General features: G+C 40.5%; 17 protein-coding genes. All 17 read left to right on the top strand.

What is annotated here, in order from left to right:
* Window positions 1–10 precede the first annotated feature (10 nt).
* Complete coding sequence (locus ADS77_RS01210) at window positions 11–808, top strand: energy transducer TonB (protein WP_054452487.1); 798 nt, start codon at window positions 11–13, stop codon at window positions 806–808.
* Between the two features lie 24 nt (window positions 809–832).
* Window positions 833–1,378, top strand: a complete 546-nt coding sequence (locus ADS77_RS01205) for a MotA/TolQ/ExbB proton channel family protein (protein ID WP_054452485.1) — start codon at window positions 833–835, stop codon at window positions 1,376–1,378.
* Window positions 1,371–1,784 carry a biopolymer transporter ExbD gene (locus ADS77_RS01200; protein WP_054203987.1) on the top strand — a complete coding sequence of 138 codons (414 nt, stop codon included), beginning with the start codon at window positions 1,371–1,373 and terminating at the stop codon, window positions 1,782–1,784. Before ADS77_RS01205 ends, ADS77_RS01200 begins: the two co-directional genes overlap by 8 nt.
* Before the next feature lie 192 nt (window positions 1,785–1,976).
* Window positions 1,977–4,076, top strand: coding sequence for a TonB-dependent receptor domain-containing protein (locus tag ADS77_RS01195; RefSeq protein WP_054203988.1), 2,100 nt, complete (start codon window positions 1,977–1,979; stop codon window positions 4,074–4,076).
* Window positions 4,077–4,161: 85 nt separating this feature from the next.
* Entirely contained in the window at window positions 4,162–5,217 is a 1,056-nt protein-coding gene (locus tag ADS77_RS01190; RefSeq protein ID WP_054452482.1) for a hemin-degrading factor, read from the top strand.
* Between the two features lie 142 nt (window positions 5,218–5,359).
* Window positions 5,360–6,049: a M15 family metallopeptidase gene (locus ADS77_RS01185; protein WP_054452479.1), complete on the top strand. Its 690-nt coding sequence runs from the start codon at window positions 5,360–5,362 to the stop codon at window positions 6,047–6,049.
* Window positions 6,050–6,143: 94 nt separating this feature from the next.
* Entirely contained in the window at window positions 6,144–6,791 is a 648-nt protein-coding gene (locus tag ADS77_RS01180; RefSeq protein WP_054452475.1) for a thermostable hemolysin, read from the top strand.
* The gene (locus ADS77_RS01175; RefSeq protein ID WP_054452472.1) at window positions 6,788–8,272 is read left to right on the top strand and encodes an AMP-binding protein; all 1,485 of its coding nucleotides are present in this window, start codon (window positions 6,788–6,790) and stop codon (window positions 8,270–8,272) included. Before ADS77_RS01180 ends, ADS77_RS01175 begins: the two co-directional genes overlap by 4 nt.
* Entirely contained in the window at window positions 8,269–8,973 is a 705-nt protein-coding gene (locus ADS77_RS01170) for a TenA family transcriptional regulator (protein WP_054452470.1), read from the top strand. Before ADS77_RS01175 ends, ADS77_RS01170 begins: the two co-directional genes overlap by 4 nt.
* Window positions 8,970–9,746, top strand: a complete 777-nt coding sequence (locus ADS77_RS01165; RefSeq protein ID WP_054452467.1) for an SDR family oxidoreductase — start codon at window positions 8,970–8,972, stop codon at window positions 9,744–9,746. The genes ADS77_RS01170 and ADS77_RS01165 overlap by 4 nt, the downstream gene beginning before the upstream one ends.
* A gap of 20 nt (window positions 9,747–9,766) precedes the next feature.
* Complete coding sequence (locus ADS77_RS01160) at window positions 9,767–10,414, top strand: hypothetical protein (RefSeq protein WP_054452465.1); 648 nt, start codon at window positions 9,767–9,769, stop codon at window positions 10,412–10,414.
* A gap of 9 nt (window positions 10,415–10,423) precedes the next feature.
* Window positions 10,424–11,083, top strand: a complete 660-nt coding sequence (locus ADS77_RS01155) for a response regulator transcription factor (protein WP_054452462.1) — start codon at window positions 10,424–10,426, stop codon at window positions 11,081–11,083.
* Entirely contained in the window at window positions 11,083–12,405 is a 1,323-nt protein-coding gene (locus ADS77_RS01150; protein ID WP_054452459.1) for an ATP-binding protein, read from the top strand. Before ADS77_RS01155 ends, ADS77_RS01150 begins: the two co-directional genes overlap by 1 nt.
* Complete coding sequence (locus tag ADS77_RS01145; protein WP_054452456.1) at window positions 12,398–12,745, top strand: cupredoxin domain-containing protein; 348 nt, start codon at window positions 12,398–12,400, stop codon at window positions 12,743–12,745. The genes ADS77_RS01150 and ADS77_RS01145 overlap by 8 nt, the downstream gene beginning before the upstream one ends.
* Window positions 12,732–13,472 carry a hypothetical protein gene (locus ADS77_RS01140; RefSeq protein WP_054452453.1) on the top strand — a complete coding sequence of 247 codons (741 nt, stop codon included), beginning with the start codon at window positions 12,732–12,734 and terminating at the stop codon, window positions 13,470–13,472. Before ADS77_RS01145 ends, ADS77_RS01140 begins: the two co-directional genes overlap by 14 nt.
* Complete coding sequence (locus ADS77_RS01135) at window positions 13,469–14,173, top strand: hypothetical protein (protein WP_054452450.1); 705 nt, start codon at window positions 13,469–13,471, stop codon at window positions 14,171–14,173. Before ADS77_RS01140 ends, ADS77_RS01135 begins: the two co-directional genes overlap by 4 nt.
* Before the next feature lie 242 nt (window positions 14,174–14,415).
* On the top strand, window positions 14,416–14,625 hold the full coding sequence (locus tag ADS77_RS01130; protein ID WP_054203991.1) for a cold-shock protein: 210 nt from the start codon (window positions 14,416–14,418) through the stop codon (window positions 14,623–14,625).
* Window positions 14,626–14,664: the final 39 nt, after the last annotated feature.

Raw genomic sequence — 14,664 nt, 5'->3', positions numbered from 1 at the left:
AAAAAGTCCAATGTTGATATTATTTAATGCAAATACTAACAGTTGGCATTTATATTTAAAAGTTATGAAGTTTATTATTTTCCTTATTTTATCTATTAGTGGTCATTTAACGTGGTTGTTTTATCAACCTGCGACGCCTTTAATACTGAAATTGAGCACAGCGCAACCTGCGCAGCGCATTGCGATAAATATTGTAAATTCAAAAATGCAGCAGCCAACAGTAGAAACGCAGATCCAAGTGCAACCTGTAGTTAAGAGCACTAAGGCGGCAAATACCCAATTTAGCGGTAAAAAAATACAGTTGGCAGCAAAACCACAAGAACAAATCATAACGACAAAGTCAGCCTTATCTGAGCCAACCATAAAGCAACTTAATCCAGTCCCAGATAAACCTGTAAGCCCTAAGAAAGTTGAGCCACCCACTAAAGTTAAACTTGCTATACAACAAAAAAAGCCAACGATGGCCGCGCCGTCTTCAAGTGCACCTGTTATTGCAAAGCAACATTCATTAAAAAACCAAGTTATTGACGTAAATACGTTGCCGTTATTTAAAGCACCCAGACCCGCTTTAAATTACCCACGAAGAGCGAAGCGTCGCGGGTATCAGGGCGTAGCAATATTGCAAATTGAGCTCAGCGAAAAAGGCTTAATAACGAATGTTAAGATTTTAAAAAGTAGCGGTTTTGCTGAGCTTGATAAAGCCGCAATTGGTAATGTATCAAAGTGGCAGTTTCACCCTGTAATGCGCGACAGCCACGGTATAAAAGCACGCTTTAGTGTGCCAATCGAATTTTCCCTGCGCTCATAGCGCTTTTATAAAAGAGAACTAACAATGCAAGATGTATTTTCAGCTGTAGGAATTATGGCGTGGCCTTTATTTGGAGTATCAATACTGGCTTTAGCGATTGTGTTAGACCGTGTAACGGCTTTTATATATGGATGGTCACATTTACAAAAAATGAATCACCCCGACAGTGATTTTAGCCAGCGATTACAGAAAAAATTACAACCAGATCAACGCCAGCAGTGGTGTCAATTGTATCTACAGGACAGCTTTGCTAATTGGCGAAAAAGGTTAAATATACTCGCTCTCCTCGGTTCGTTAAGTCCGTTAATGGGTTTATTAGGCACGGTATGGGGATTAGTACTAATGTTTAGAAAAATAGCGCAAACCCAACAAGCAGTCACCCCTGCATTACTTGCCGATGGTTTATGGGAGGCTATGTATTCAACTATGGCAGGGCTTATTATCGCGATTCCCTGTTTATTATTAAGTGGGATATTTAACGCGTTATTAGAACGATTACAAACAGATATGACGCGCATAATTAATCATTTAAATTACCAGCTTTGTTTTGATGAAGCCGCCAATGCTTGAGTTACCAAAAAAGTCGAGCCACCACACCTTAATGCCTGATCTGACAGCATTAATAGATGTGCTATTTATTTTGTTGGTATTTTTGTTATTAACGGCCGCTGTCAAATTAGACATGATGGATGTTAACTTACCCGATGCGGGTAAAAATACACACGCCCCGATAGAACAACCCGATGCTTTGGTTTTAAGTGTACGTTTTAGCGAGCAAAAAATAACGTACGGACTTGCCAAAGAACCCTACAGCTCGCTCAATACCGTAATGCAGGCATTGCGTTTACAAACTAAAAAACGGCCTTTGTATTTAGCAATAGATCAACACGTTCCTAGTGGCGAACTTGTTAAGTTGTTAGCTGCGTTATCGAGTGAAGATCGTAATGTTGCGAATATACTCATCAAAAACGAATAAAAACAATTATCATTTGCGTGTGATTTTGTTATAGTGCATCTACTTTAATTAACCTCAACTTGGCTTTAGGTATTTAAAAACCGAGTACCTGTTTAGGTTGAATTAGTACACAGTTTGGTGAGTAAGGGGCTTAGCCAAGCATTACGTCATTTTATGACTTTAACTTAGTTCACTTATTTTATGGAGCGACACATGCGCCTTTCAAAACTGGCTTTATGCCTTGCCAGTGTATCACTGCCTCTTATGGCTGAAACAACTACAGCCGACCAATCGCAACTAACTACTGCATTAGATGCCGTAACAGTAACCGCAACGCGAACCGAAAAAACAGCACTCAATTCTGCGCAAGCAGTTAATGTGATCACCAGCGAAAACATCGAAAAAGTACTAGCAACAACAGTGTTTGATAGCCTAATCTCGGTGCCTAATGTAACGGCAACCGGTGGACCGCGCAGCGGTGGTCAAAAGTTTAGTGTACGTGGCTTTAATGACGCCGAAGATGTGCTGGTAAGTGTTGATGGAGCTATTCAAACATTTGAAAAATACCGCATGGGTAGTTTTTTTAGTGATGCAGATTTATATCGCACAATCAGTATTAAACGTGGTCCAAGTACCGTATTGCATGGCGGTGGGGCATTAGGCGGTGTTGTTGACATGGAGCTTAAAGACGCCAGTGACTTTTTAGCACCTGATCAAACTTACGGCGCTAAAGTAAAGCTGGGGCATAATAGCAACAATAACGAAGCTAACGGCAGTGTGTATACCTATGCACGGCCAATCGAATCGTTAGATTTACTAGCGGCATTTATAAAGCGCAGCAGTGATGACTTTGAATTATCAAACGGAAAAACGCTTGATAATTCAGCTATAAAGGCAGAGTCACTACTTATTAAAGGCGAATACTATATAAATGAAGACGCGCTAATTGCTCTATCATATACCGAGAGCGAAGATGCACAACGCACCGAATTTAATACCACCGATCCCGGTGCATGGGGCACGGTTTACCGCGAGGTTGAGCAATCTGTCACGAATCTTAGTTACGAACTCAACCCTGAAAATAATACCTACCTTGATTTATCTGTACGCGTAGGCAACACCCAAAGCCACGTAACAGAAAGTGGCGGTAAAGGAATGCTTAAAGACTACATTGGCCTTGCCTCTAACTACGAATACAACATCAACACACTAGATATAATGAACACAAGTGTATTAGGTATGCATGCGCTTACTTATGGTGTGCAGTACTCAGATAAAGAGCGTATTGGTGAAAAGTTAGGCTACCCATGCACAAATCTTAATAGGCAAACTTACGAATGCTTAGAGTATGGTAAAGACGCCGTAAGGAATGAGATTTCATCACAGCCAGGCGGCACGCAAAAGCGGTTAGGTGTATATATTCAAGACGAGTTTACATGGCAAGCGCTTACAATTACGGGGGGTATTCGCTATGAAGAATACCAAAGTACGCCAACAAGTAAATTTGCAGCGGGCTTTGTAGGTCAAGATTTAAAAGTTAAGCACTCACAAGTTGTACCAGCATTGACGGTTAACTATCAGTTTACCTCCGAATTTGCTGTATTTGCCAGTTATCAAGAGGGCTTTAGAGCACCTTTACTGGATGAAATATACGATCAATACGGTGGCCGAAATATAAACTTAGCCTTGGAAGTAGAAAACAGCCGTAATAGCGAAATGGGTATCAGTTATCAAGTCAGCGATGTGTTCTCTGATATTGATTCACTGACAGCGCGAGCAATTTACTTCAATACTCAAGTAGATGACGAAATTCAGTCAAATACCAGCACCACTATAAACCCTATGCCGGCACCACGCTATAGCAACCGTGGTGAAAATGACCGCGATGGTTTTGAACTCGAAGTCAATTATGCTCATCGCGCCGGGTATGTAAACTTTTCGTATAGCGAAATATCGGGTGATGATCAAGATGATAAACCGCTTTGGTATTTACCCGCTGATACGTTAACAGTCGATGCCGGCTTAGTGTTTTTTGATTCAACAGTACGTACAGGGATTAGCATTCAAAATATTTCAGCGCGTACCGTACTTGCATACGACCGTGCGGCTCAGGCATCCAAGCAAGTTGAGCATGATGGCTACACCTTGGTTGGTTTAAATGCAAACTGGGATATTAATGATAGTTGGAGTGCACGTTTGGCTGTCGACAATTTATTTGACGAAGAATACCAGGTGATGGCAGGCACCGGTGGTGCGATAGGGGACTATGGCGTTGGCCGTAACATTAAAACACAACTGAGCTTTAAATTTTAAGTTAAACCAATTGCATTGAACTAGTGAGCTATTTAGCTCACTAGTATGGCCATGTTTTTAATGAAATTGGTATTAGGAGCGCACAATGAATATTCTAAATGATTACCGCCAACTGCAAATACAACACCCTAATATTAGAGCTATTGACGCAGCGGCGCAGCTAAAAATTACTGAAGCAGAGCTAATTGCTGCACAAGTAGGCGAAGGCGTTATAAAGCTTGAGATCACCCATATTGAAGGGATTTTAAAGGGTTTTAAAAAGTTACAACACGTTATGGCACTAACACGTAACGCACAAGTCGTTAGTGAAATTTCAGGCTGTTACGAGAAAATTTACTGCTCTGAGCGCAATAACATTAAAACAGCCATCGCTATTAACCCCGGTGGTATAGATTTACGGTTATTTGTGTCTAAGTGGCACAGTGCATTTGCAGTGAACAACAATGCAAAGCACAGCAGTGTTCAATTTTTTGATAAGCACGGTATCGCTGTACATAAAGTGTTTACAACACAGCAAACAAATATGGCTGCATTTGAGCAGTTAGTAATGGCGCATAAAGCAACAGAGCAAAGCACTCAGCTAAGCATCACAGAGGCTGATATTGCTGTTAATGAGTATCGCCCATTAGCCGAAATAGATATTCAAGGGTTTAGACAAGGTTGGCAAAACCTTCAAGACGTACATCACTTTCCTGCATTGTTAACAGAGTTTGGTGTTAGTCGTACTCAAGGTTTAGAAATTGCCGGAAAGCAGTGGGCACAAGAGATCCCGGCTAATAGTTTAAGTGAAGTGCTAGAAACCGTACGTGATCAACACAGTGAGCTGATGATTTTTGTTAATAACAGCAGTGCGGTGCAAATATACTCTGGGGCGTTAACTAACCTTAAACAAGTCGGTGATTGGTATAATGTACTGGATGATGGGTTTAATTTGCATGTACAGGATAAGCAATTTTCTCGTGCCTTCGTTGTTAAAAAACCAACAGATAATGGCGAAACGGCGGTTCACTCAATCGAGTTTTTTGATTGTGACGGCAATACCGTTATGACCCTATTTGGCAGACGTACAGAAGGTAAAACCCAAGCCCGCGATTGGATTGCATTATGTGACAAGCTACGTAAGCTACAAATTGCAGCCTAACTTTATACACATGAATATATACCAAAGTCATCTCATAACGCTGAAACTCGCACCTTGAGGTGATTTGGGTATAAATGCTTGGCAATATTTTTTATGTATGCAATATTAAAAGTACAATTTTCCCATCTTTAAAGCCTGCACTATGGTGTTATATAAACAGTTTAAATTGTGCTTATTACTCAGTATTATTACTTTCAGTAGTGTCGCGAACGCCAATGTGCGTAATACAAAACAACAAGAGTTTATTGATGTAGCAACACTCTTGCCCACCGCTTTGTTTGATATTCGTTATTACAGCAGTAATAACTTTGTTGGCAAACCGATCGATGGCTATAAGTCTGCAAAATGCTTGCTACATAAAACCACTGCTTACGCATTGCAAAAAGCCCATAAACAAGCGCAGCTCGCCGGTCTAAATTTTAAAATATTTGATTGTTATCGCCCGCAACGTGCGGTGGATCATTTTGTACGCTGGGTGAACGACCCAACAGACTTAGTAACAAAGGCTACCTATTATCCAAACCTTGGTAAAGATGAGTTACTAGGTGGGTACATTGCAGCTAAATCAGGCCACAGTCGTGGCTCAACTCTTGACCTGACGCTAACTGACAGTGAAGGTACTGAGCTGAATATGGGATCACTATTTGATATGTTTGATACGCTTTCAAATACGGATGACCTACGTATAACTACTAGGCAAAAAGCCAACAGGTACAAACTTAAAAATATTATGCTTGCAGCGGGTTTTGCACCTTACAGCATGGAGTGGTGGCACTTTACTTATAAACAGCAGGCTTACCCGAACACATATTTCGACTTTGTAATTGAATAAATTTAAATCCTGAAAGGTAAACAGTTTCTAATCTTAAGGTTTATTTAAGTTTCGCTCGCTAGATTCTATTCATAGTCTTAGTGGAGTGAATATAATGCATATAGCCGAGCAATCACCACCTGAAATACAATTACATACCGACCCTACTTTTGTTTGTGTAACAGATCAAACACCGACACGTGCACGTATAGAAAGCACCATTAAAGCAGGTTTTGCTGCGGCATTTAATGCACAGGTTCAGCAGTTTATGCCGCTACTATGTGAGCTACAGGTTGCCAGTGACACATGCACGTTAGGGCTGCGCTGTGCCTCAACGCCATTGTTTATTGAGCAATACCTTCCTACACCTATTGAACACTTTGTAAATGCATCCCGCCAACACATTTATGAGTTAGGTAATTTGTGTTCAAGCCACCGCAGAGCTACATTGGCGCACTTTGTTGTTGTAAACGAAGCTTTATATAACAGCGGTACTGAATATTTGGTGTTTTGCGCAACTAGAAAAGTACGCGCATTGCTTAAAGTGCTTGGCATAAACTGTACGGAAATAGCACTTGCAAATAGCCATGCACTACTTCATCCAGCAGATTGGGGCAGCTATTACGACAACCAGCCAACCATCTGTGTGGTTGACTTAAAATATGCTCATGAATGTATATTGAATACCCCTGCACTTTTTAATATTAAACAACAGTATATACAAGCTACAGCAAAACTTTTACATAAGTTGGAAACTTTATGAACTGGCTAAATATGTTACCGCATCACGCTCAGCAAACGGTATTAGTCAGTCATGATGAGCAGGAAACTACTTTCACTAAAGCTGAGTTAAATGATGAAGCGATAAAGCTGGGCGAACTCTTAGCAACGCTTAAAGGGCACGGCATTGCTTATCAAGTTGATAACAACCCAGCTTGGCTAGTGATAGATAGTGTGATCAGTGAGTTGCGTCAAGTTGCCATCCCCTTGCCATTGTTTTTTAGCACCCAGCAAGTGCAGCATAGTCTTGTAAGTAGTGGCGCGGATATATTGATCACTAGCCAAGTTTATAACGCTGATAACGCTCAGTTTATTGCCAGCATTAAAATATGTCAGCGCTATGAGCTATTTATTTACCAATTACAAAATGTAGCATGCGTAAAGTATTTTGATGATACACATAAAATAACGTTCACATCGGGTTCAACAGGCAACCCTAAAGGCGTCTGCCTGTCTCTTGCAAGTCAACTGCAAGTTGCTACATCGTTACACCAAAAAATTGCAGTAGAACAGCCTAAGCATCTGTGTTTATTACCTCTACCTGTATTACTTGAGAATGTTGCTGGTGTTTATGCCCCTTTACTTGCTGGCGGGTGTGTTCATTTAATGGCGCTGGAAAAACTGGGTTTTTCAGGTTCACAATTAGCTAACCCTGAACAGTTAATAGCTGCGATTGACCAAGTACAACCTAATACTCTAATTTTAGTGCCTGAGTTATTAAGTTGCCTTATAAGTTTTGTTAAGCAAGGCTGGCAAGCGCCTAGAAGTTTAAAGTTTATAGCTGTAGGCGGCGCAGTAGTAAGTAGTGAGGTTATCAGATTAGCGCGCAAACTTGGCTTGCCAGTTTATCAAGGGTATGGCTTATCAGAAGCGGCTTCTGTGGTGAGCCTTAACACGCATAATGATGATTTACTTATCAGTGCGGGACGTGTTTTGCCTCACTTAGAAACACGAATTGATAATGGTCAATTATACATAAAAGGCCCTTTATTTTTAGGGTATTTAGGCCAGTCTGCTCGCGATCAAAATCAATGGTATGCAACTGGCGATCTGGTAATAAAACAGCAAGGGCGACTACATATTAAAGGGCGATTAAAAAATCAAATTATCACCAGTTTTGGCCGTAACATCAGTGCTGAATGGCCAGAGTCTTTATTACTAAGCCATAGTGATATTTTACAAGCCGTTGTTATTGGCGAAAGTCAGCCTTACTTGTGTGCATTAATTTATGTAAATGAAGACATGAATGATGACCAACTTAAACAGCATATCGACACGGTTAATCAACAACTGCCAGATTACGCAAAAATAAAACGTTGGTATCGATTAAACGTAGCATTGAGTTATAAAGCAGGGTTATTAACCAGTAATAACAAACCCAAACGCGAAGCCATCCATAACAAATATAATCAGCAAATAGCTAGGTTATACGAATCAAATTTAAGTACTGAGGACTTACTATGAGCCACTTTTTTAATACATTACAAATAGCTACTCAAAACGAGCGTGAGTATTTACTGTCAGCACCGATCATTACGAGAGTATTTAATGGCCAAGTAAGTTTAACTGAATATGCCTCTTTTTTAGCTCAGGCATATCACCACGTAAAACACACCGTGCCTTTAATGATGTCACTGGGTGCAAAATTAAACGACCAACAAGAATGGCTGCGAGAGGCGGTTGCTGAATATATTGAAGAAGAGCTAGGCCATCAGGAATGGATACTTAATGATATTGCAGCTTGCGGCTTCGATAAAGAAGCGGTGCGTCAAAGCAAGCCACAATTTGCCACAGAGCTGATGGTTTCGTATGCCTACGATAGTATTAATCGTGGCAACCCACTGAGTTTTTTTGGCATGGTACATGTACTTGAAGGGACATCTATTGCGTTAGCTGATAATGCCGCCAATAAAATTCGTGATGCTGTTGGGTTACCAAAAAATGCGTTTAGTTACTTAACATCACATGGGGCATTAGACATTGAACACGTGAAGTTTTTTGAAAGTTTAATGAATGAAATAACAGATGAAGCTGATCAACAGGCCATTATCCACGGGGCTAAATGTTTTTACAAACTGTATGGCAATATTTTCCGCGCGCTTGATACAGACCCATTTTTCAGTCAAACCTTAGCAACATCACAAAGTAAGGCGTGCATAGCATGAATAAATCAATTTGCGTGCTGACCGGGGCTACAGGAGGGATTGGTCATGCAATTGCGTTGCAGCTTGCTCAACAAGGCTGGCGATTAGTTTTAGTTGGCCGCGATGAAGCAGCCCTAAAACGCCTTCAAGGCGAGTGTAATGATCAGGCTGAAATATTTCAAGGTGACTTAAGTGAGGCTAATGTGCGCGATGAGCTTGCATTGTTTACGCAGCAATTAGGAGGTGCGCAGCTGCTCATTAATAATGCAGGCATTAATGTGATGCAGGCTTTTAGCGAGATAACTGAGCAGCAAATAGATCAGTTAATAGCGATTAATTTGACTGTGCCAATTAAGCTATGCCAGTTATTCCTACCACAAATCACAGCAAAAAATGGCACGATTGTGAATATTGGGTCGTCATTTGGCAGTATTGGTTACCCGTATCAAACACTTTACTGTGCTAGTAAGTTTGGGCTGCGAGGAATGACAGAAGCGCTCTCGAGAGAGCTTAGCCACAGTAAAGTACGGGTTTTGTATCTCGCTCCGCGCGCGACAGACACCGCGATTAATTCCCCCCAAATTCGCGCCATGAACAAAGCGCTTGGCAACACCATGGACTCACCCGAGCAAGTAGCAAAAGCACTCATTATATTAATGAATTCTACTAAAAAACGGCGTTTTATTGGTTTTCCAGAAGGTTTTTTTGCCCGAATAAACGGAGTATTCCCTTCCATAGTTGATAACGCAATAGAAAAACAACTTCCTAAAATTAAAAGTTTTTTTACAAACTAAATTGATAAAGGTGAACGAATATGACTAAACTAATTTTAACAACGTTAGCATTGGCTGCGGTAATTTTATCGCAAAGTGTTTATGCCGAATTTGCTGATGATTTACACACAATACAAACGCAATGGGCAAGTGTAAATTATGAGTTGGTTGAAGACAGCCAATTAAAGGCATTTGAAAAACTTGTAGAGCAAACACGTGAGTTCTCTAAAGCAAATAATGAACAAGCAGCAAGTCATATTTGGCATGGTATTGTGTTATCAAGCTACGCGGGTGCTAAAGGCGGGTTAGGTGCATTGGGGCTCGCAAAAGATGCAAAAGCCGAGTTTGAACAAGCAATAAGCTTAGATGCAAGCGCATTGGCAGGTTCGGCTTATACCAGTTTAGCTACTTTATATGGCAAAGTACCGGGGTGGCCGATTGGGTTTGGTGATGCTAAAAAAGCAGACACACTCTTTAGGCAGGCTTTAGAGTTGAATCCCCAAGGTATTGATAGTAATTATTTATACGCGGCATTTTTATATGATGAACGTAAATACAGTGACGCTAAAAAGCATTTATTGATTGCACAAACGGCTCCTGCGCGCGAGTTGCGACCTAAAGCCGATTTATACCGTCAGCAAGAAATAACCACTTTGCTGGCTAAAGTTGAAAGAAAACTAAAGAGATAATAACGTCCTATGCATTTGATGCTCGTTGAAGATGATATGTTAGTAGCGCAAGGGTTATGCCGTTCCTTGCGCCAACAAGGCTATAGCGTAGAGCATTGCGCGAGCGTTAAATCAGCGTTGCAATGTCTGCAAAGTGATGAAATTGAAATGGTTATTCTTGATTTAGGATTACCAGATGGCGACGGGATAGACATACTAAAGCATATAAAAAAGCAATCAAGAACCTTGCCTGTAGTGATATTAACAGCACGAGGGAGTATTGACGACAAAGTGCAAGGCCTTGATCTAGGAGCTGATGATTATTTAGCAAAGCCATTTGATCCGGCTGAATTATTTGCACGATTGAGAGTGGCGAGTCGGCGCTTAACGCAGACACAAAGTAGTGTATTATCAGTGGGTGATATAACCATGGATACTGCTGCGCATAGAGTGCGCGTTGGCCAACAAGATGTTGACTTGCCTCGTAAAGAGTTTATGTTACTCAAAGCTTTATTAGAAAACCAAGGGCGAGTGCAATCAAAACAACAACTCGAAAGTAAATTGTATGAATGGGGCGAAGAAGTCGGATCCAACACCATAGAAGTGCATATACATCATTTGCGTAAAAAGGTTCCCAAAGACTTAATAAAAACCCTTCGTGGTATAGGCTATGTTGTGGGTAAACGTTAGTGTCGATCAGAAGGCGTTTAACGCTGATCATTCTTTCTATTGTCGTGCTAACGTGCTTTTTAGCATTTAGTAAAGGCTATCGTGAAAGTATGCATCAAGCACAAACACTACTTGATAATGAATTAAAGACCTTAGGACATGTCCTCATAGAGCAACCTGTAACATCGAGTCAAACGGTGTTAAGTGATGATCTCCCTGAGTTACTTTTTCAAGTTTGGCGTAATCGAGAGCTAGTCAGTAGTTCGAGGGCATTACAAACTGTGCAGCTAATAGATGCTAAATGGCAGCAAGCGTTGAGTGTTGAAAATTTAGCGGGGCAACGTATGCGGGTGTACAGATTGCATTTAGCGAATAAACACGTGCTTGTTGCTGAGCCACTAAGTAAACGCCAAGCATTGACCGAGTCCGTTATATTATCAGCTATGACGCCACTACTTTGGAGTGTGCCGATTCTCGCTATATTGATTAGTTTCTTTGTTAAACAAGGACTAAAGCCGCTAACACGGTTGTCTTCGCAGCTACAAAAACGCCAAGCAAATGACTTTACAGCCATTGAATGGACAGTATCAGAGCAAGAAATAAAGCCGTTAATTACCCGCCTAAATGATTTGTTCAAACGTGTTGAAAGTGCTTATTTAAGGGAGCGTTTTTTTGCATCTGATGCAGCGCATGAATTACGTACACCTTTGAGTAGTTTGAAAATTAATGTTCATAATTTACAAAACGACATAGCCGATAGCATTGAGTTAAAAGCAATGTCACAAGGGCTTGATAAACTGAGTAACATTGTTGAGCAAATGCTTATTCTAGGGCGAACATGTCCAGAGCAGTGGCATGCAAATTTTAATCCTATTTCAGTGCTCGAGATTAGCCAACAAGTTGTGGCACAATTATATGAAAAAATTGAAAGAAAAGGCCACACAATTAGTCTTGAAGGCGATGATTTTATCATTGCTGGTGATGGGTTTACCTTAACGACCTTGTTTAGTAATTTGCTCAGTAATGCAATTAAATACACTCCTGCAGGTGGGCAGATCATTATTCGTTTATTACAACGACCGGGTATTTATATTTGGCAGATTGATGATTCTGGTACAGGTATTAACGACGCGCAAAAAGCACGTATCTTTAACCGTTTTTACCGTGTTGGTGGTGATAAACACCCTTCCGGGGAGCAAGGTGCAGGCTTGGGTATGGCGATTGTTGAGCACATAGTCGCAATTTACAATGGTAAAATAACTTTAACAGACAGCCCTTTGGGCGGGTTACGAGTTGATATAGAGTTTAAACAAGCACATAGGAATGTATACACACATGTATAAAAACCTATCTCGTGGCTACTTATTACTATTACTCTTAAGCCCATTAAATGTAAAAAGCGAAGAATTTATACTTATTTTAAAAGACCATCTTTTCTATCCGAGCGAAATTTATGTACCCGCGAATAAAAAATTAAAACTACTCATTGAGAATCAAGACTCAACACCTGAAGAATTTGATAGCTTTGACCTAAATCGTGAAAAGGTGCTTTATCCCGCGCGTCAAAGTGTGATTTATATTGGCCCTCTAAGTCCCGGGCGTTATGAATTTTTTGGCGAGTTTTCACCTAATACAGCGCGTGGTGTAGTCATTGCAACAGAGGTCACTAATGCTGATAACTAGTTTATTAATGAGTATTAATCAATTACTGCCTGTTGTTATATTATGCTTATTACTCAATGGATTAGTTGATTTGACCCGAAAGCAACTGCTTGTCATTTTAGGCTCGGGGATAGTTTGCAGCTTTGCTTATGTGCAAAGTGCCGCCATAGTCAGTCAATTATTTGAGCATCGAGGGCTTGAGTTCACGCAAATAATGGTGTGTTGCATTATTTTTATCGCGTCATTGTTGGCATGTAATCAGCAAAAGTGGGCAGCATCCGTGGCTATCATCAGTGCCATGGTATTGTATTTAAGTCACTACATCATTTATATCGTGGGTTTTTGGCAAGCAAAGGAAGCCGCCGAGCCCTTATTAATTGGCACCTTATTAGGTGTCGGCATTTGTTTTAGTTTTGGTACGTTATTTTATTTTTTGTTAGAAACTTTAAAAACGCACTTCGGTGATAACTCACTGCATATTTTGCTAGCTTCAAATGCCACAGCAAAACTATTGATCGTGATAGATCTTGCAAGCCAAATTGATGTACTTGATATCACCACTCGTTATGTTGACTGGCGAGGTTTTATTGCCGAGAACTCCGAATTAGGACGAGTATTAAAAGCGCTCATGGGATACGAAGCGACACCAAGCTTGACTGCTTTGTGGGTATATACAGCTGCGTTCAGTGTGTTTGTATTGGTATGCTTATTGATAGGCAAAAAAAGCCAATTTAAGGAGACGTTATGAGGTTTATAAGCGTTATTTTATTAGGCGTTTTATTAAACTTAGTTAATACACATGCATATGCAGATGGGACTGTGGTCGATAAAGTTTACCACCCTTATGTTCTCCCATTTGAGCGTGAGTTAGAGTGGCGTATTGTATCCCACCAGACGGGTAGCGGGAATATTTTAGCGCAGCGCATTGGCCTTGGTAGTGCAATTAATGACACCATGAGTTTAGAAGGGTATATAATTGGCGAGCGTGATGACAATGGTGACTTTGGCTTAGCGGGCTATGAAGTTGAGCTACGTTGGCAATTAGTCGAGCAGGGACGGCTATGGGCCGATTGGGGGGCATTGTTTGAATTGGAAAAACACCATAATAGTGATGTATACGAAGCAACAACAGGTTTTTTATGGGAAAAAGAATTCGGCAAAAGCAGTTTAACTATGAATGCGTTTTTAGTATACGAATGGGGGGGGGATATTAAAAATGAATGGGAAAGCGAATACCGAGCGCAATACCGTTACCGTTACCGCTCTGAGTTTCAACCCGCGTTAGAACTGTTTGTTGGGGAAGATTTTTTTGGCGTTGGCCCCGGTTTCATTGGCTTGCACCGATTTAATGGTCAGCGACAGCTTAAGTGGGAAGTGGGGTTTATTACCGAAATAAGTCAGTCCGAAAAGAACCACAGCTTTAGGTTAGCCTTAGAATTTGAGTTTTAATAGGCTACGTTAGAAAATAAATTAGCTTAAGCTTAAGGTAGGTAATAAATAGTTTGACATACTCTGAAAAATCTATATATTAAGCGCCAGCTAGAAAGAAAGCATGTAAGCTATAAATCTCCATTTCGATGTTGTATAAGTAATACTTGTAGTACCGTCCTGAAGTTTTTAAAGTACCATCTCATTTTTTGCTACACCCGCCCACTAGGGCAATTATTTTATTTTTATATCAGGATATTACTATGTCTAACATCGTATCAGGTACAGTTAAGTGGTTTAACGAGTCTAAAGGTTTTGGTTTCATCGAGCAAGAAAGCGGTCCAGACGTTTTCGCACATTTCTCAGCAATAAAAAGCGATGGTTTCAAAACTTTAGCTGAAGGCCAACGTGTAGAGTTTACTCTTTCACAAGGTCAAAAAGGTCCACAAGCGGATAACATCACTCCGTTATAATTTTTACTTTTAAAGTAAAAATAAAAAAAAGCGCTTAAG

This window comes from Pseudoalteromonas porphyrae (assembly GCF_001298125.1).
GTDB classification, from domain to species: domain Bacteria; phylum Pseudomonadota; class Gammaproteobacteria; order Enterobacterales; family Alteromonadaceae; genus Pseudoalteromonas; species Pseudoalteromonas neustonica.
The sequence above is the reverse complement of the archived record's forward strand: the minus strand, read 5'-3'. Positions and strand labels throughout refer to the sequence as shown.

Bases quoted from the DNA above. Each gene is read 5' to 3' on its own strand.
- ADS77_RS01210 (WP_054452487.1), top strand. From the start codon at position 11: ATGTTGATATTATTTAATGCAAATACTAACAGTTGGCATTTATATTTA.
- ADS77_RS01205 (WP_054452485.1), top strand. From the start codon at position 833: ATGCAAGATGTATTTTCAGCTGTAGGAATTATGGCGTGGCCTTTATTT.
- ADS77_RS01200 (WP_054203987.1), top strand. From the start codon at position 1,371: ATGCTTGAGTTACCAAAAAAGTCGAGCCACCACACCTTAATGCCTGAT.
- ADS77_RS01195 (WP_054203988.1), top strand. From the start codon at position 1,977: ATGCGCCTTTCAAAACTGGCTTTATGCCTTGCCAGTGTATCACTGCCT.
- ADS77_RS01190 (WP_054452482.1), top strand. From the start codon at position 4,162: ATGAATATTCTAAATGATTACCGCCAACTGCAAATACAACACCCTAAT.
- ADS77_RS01185 (WP_054452479.1), top strand. From the start codon at position 5,360: ATGGTGTTATATAAACAGTTTAAATTGTGCTTATTACTCAGTATTATT.
- ADS77_RS01180 (WP_054452475.1), top strand. From the start codon at position 6,144: ATGCATATAGCCGAGCAATCACCACCTGAAATACAATTACATACCGAC.
- ADS77_RS01175 (WP_054452472.1), top strand. From the start codon at position 6,788: ATGAACTGGCTAAATATGTTACCGCATCACGCTCAGCAAACGGTATTA.
- ADS77_RS01170 (WP_054452470.1), top strand. From the start codon at position 8,269: ATGAGCCACTTTTTTAATACATTACAAATAGCTACTCAAAACGAGCGT.
- ADS77_RS01165 (WP_054452467.1), top strand. From the start codon at position 8,970: ATGAATAAATCAATTTGCGTGCTGACCGGGGCTACAGGAGGGATTGGT.
- ADS77_RS01160 (WP_054452465.1), top strand. From the start codon at position 9,767: ATGACTAAACTAATTTTAACAACGTTAGCATTGGCTGCGGTAATTTTA.
- ADS77_RS01155 (WP_054452462.1), top strand. From the start codon at position 10,424: ATGCATTTGATGCTCGTTGAAGATGATATGTTAGTAGCGCAAGGGTTA.
- ADS77_RS01145 (WP_054452456.1), top strand. From the start codon at position 12,398: ATGTATAAAAACCTATCTCGTGGCTACTTATTACTATTACTCTTAAGC.
- ADS77_RS01140 (WP_054452453.1), top strand. From the start codon at position 12,732: ATGCTGATAACTAGTTTATTAATGAGTATTAATCAATTACTGCCTGTT.
- ADS77_RS01135 (WP_054452450.1), top strand. From the start codon at position 13,469: ATGAGGTTTATAAGCGTTATTTTATTAGGCGTTTTATTAAACTTAGTT.
- ADS77_RS01130 (WP_054203991.1), top strand. From the start codon at position 14,416: ATGTCTAACATCGTATCAGGTACAGTTAAGTGGTTTAACGAGTCTAAA.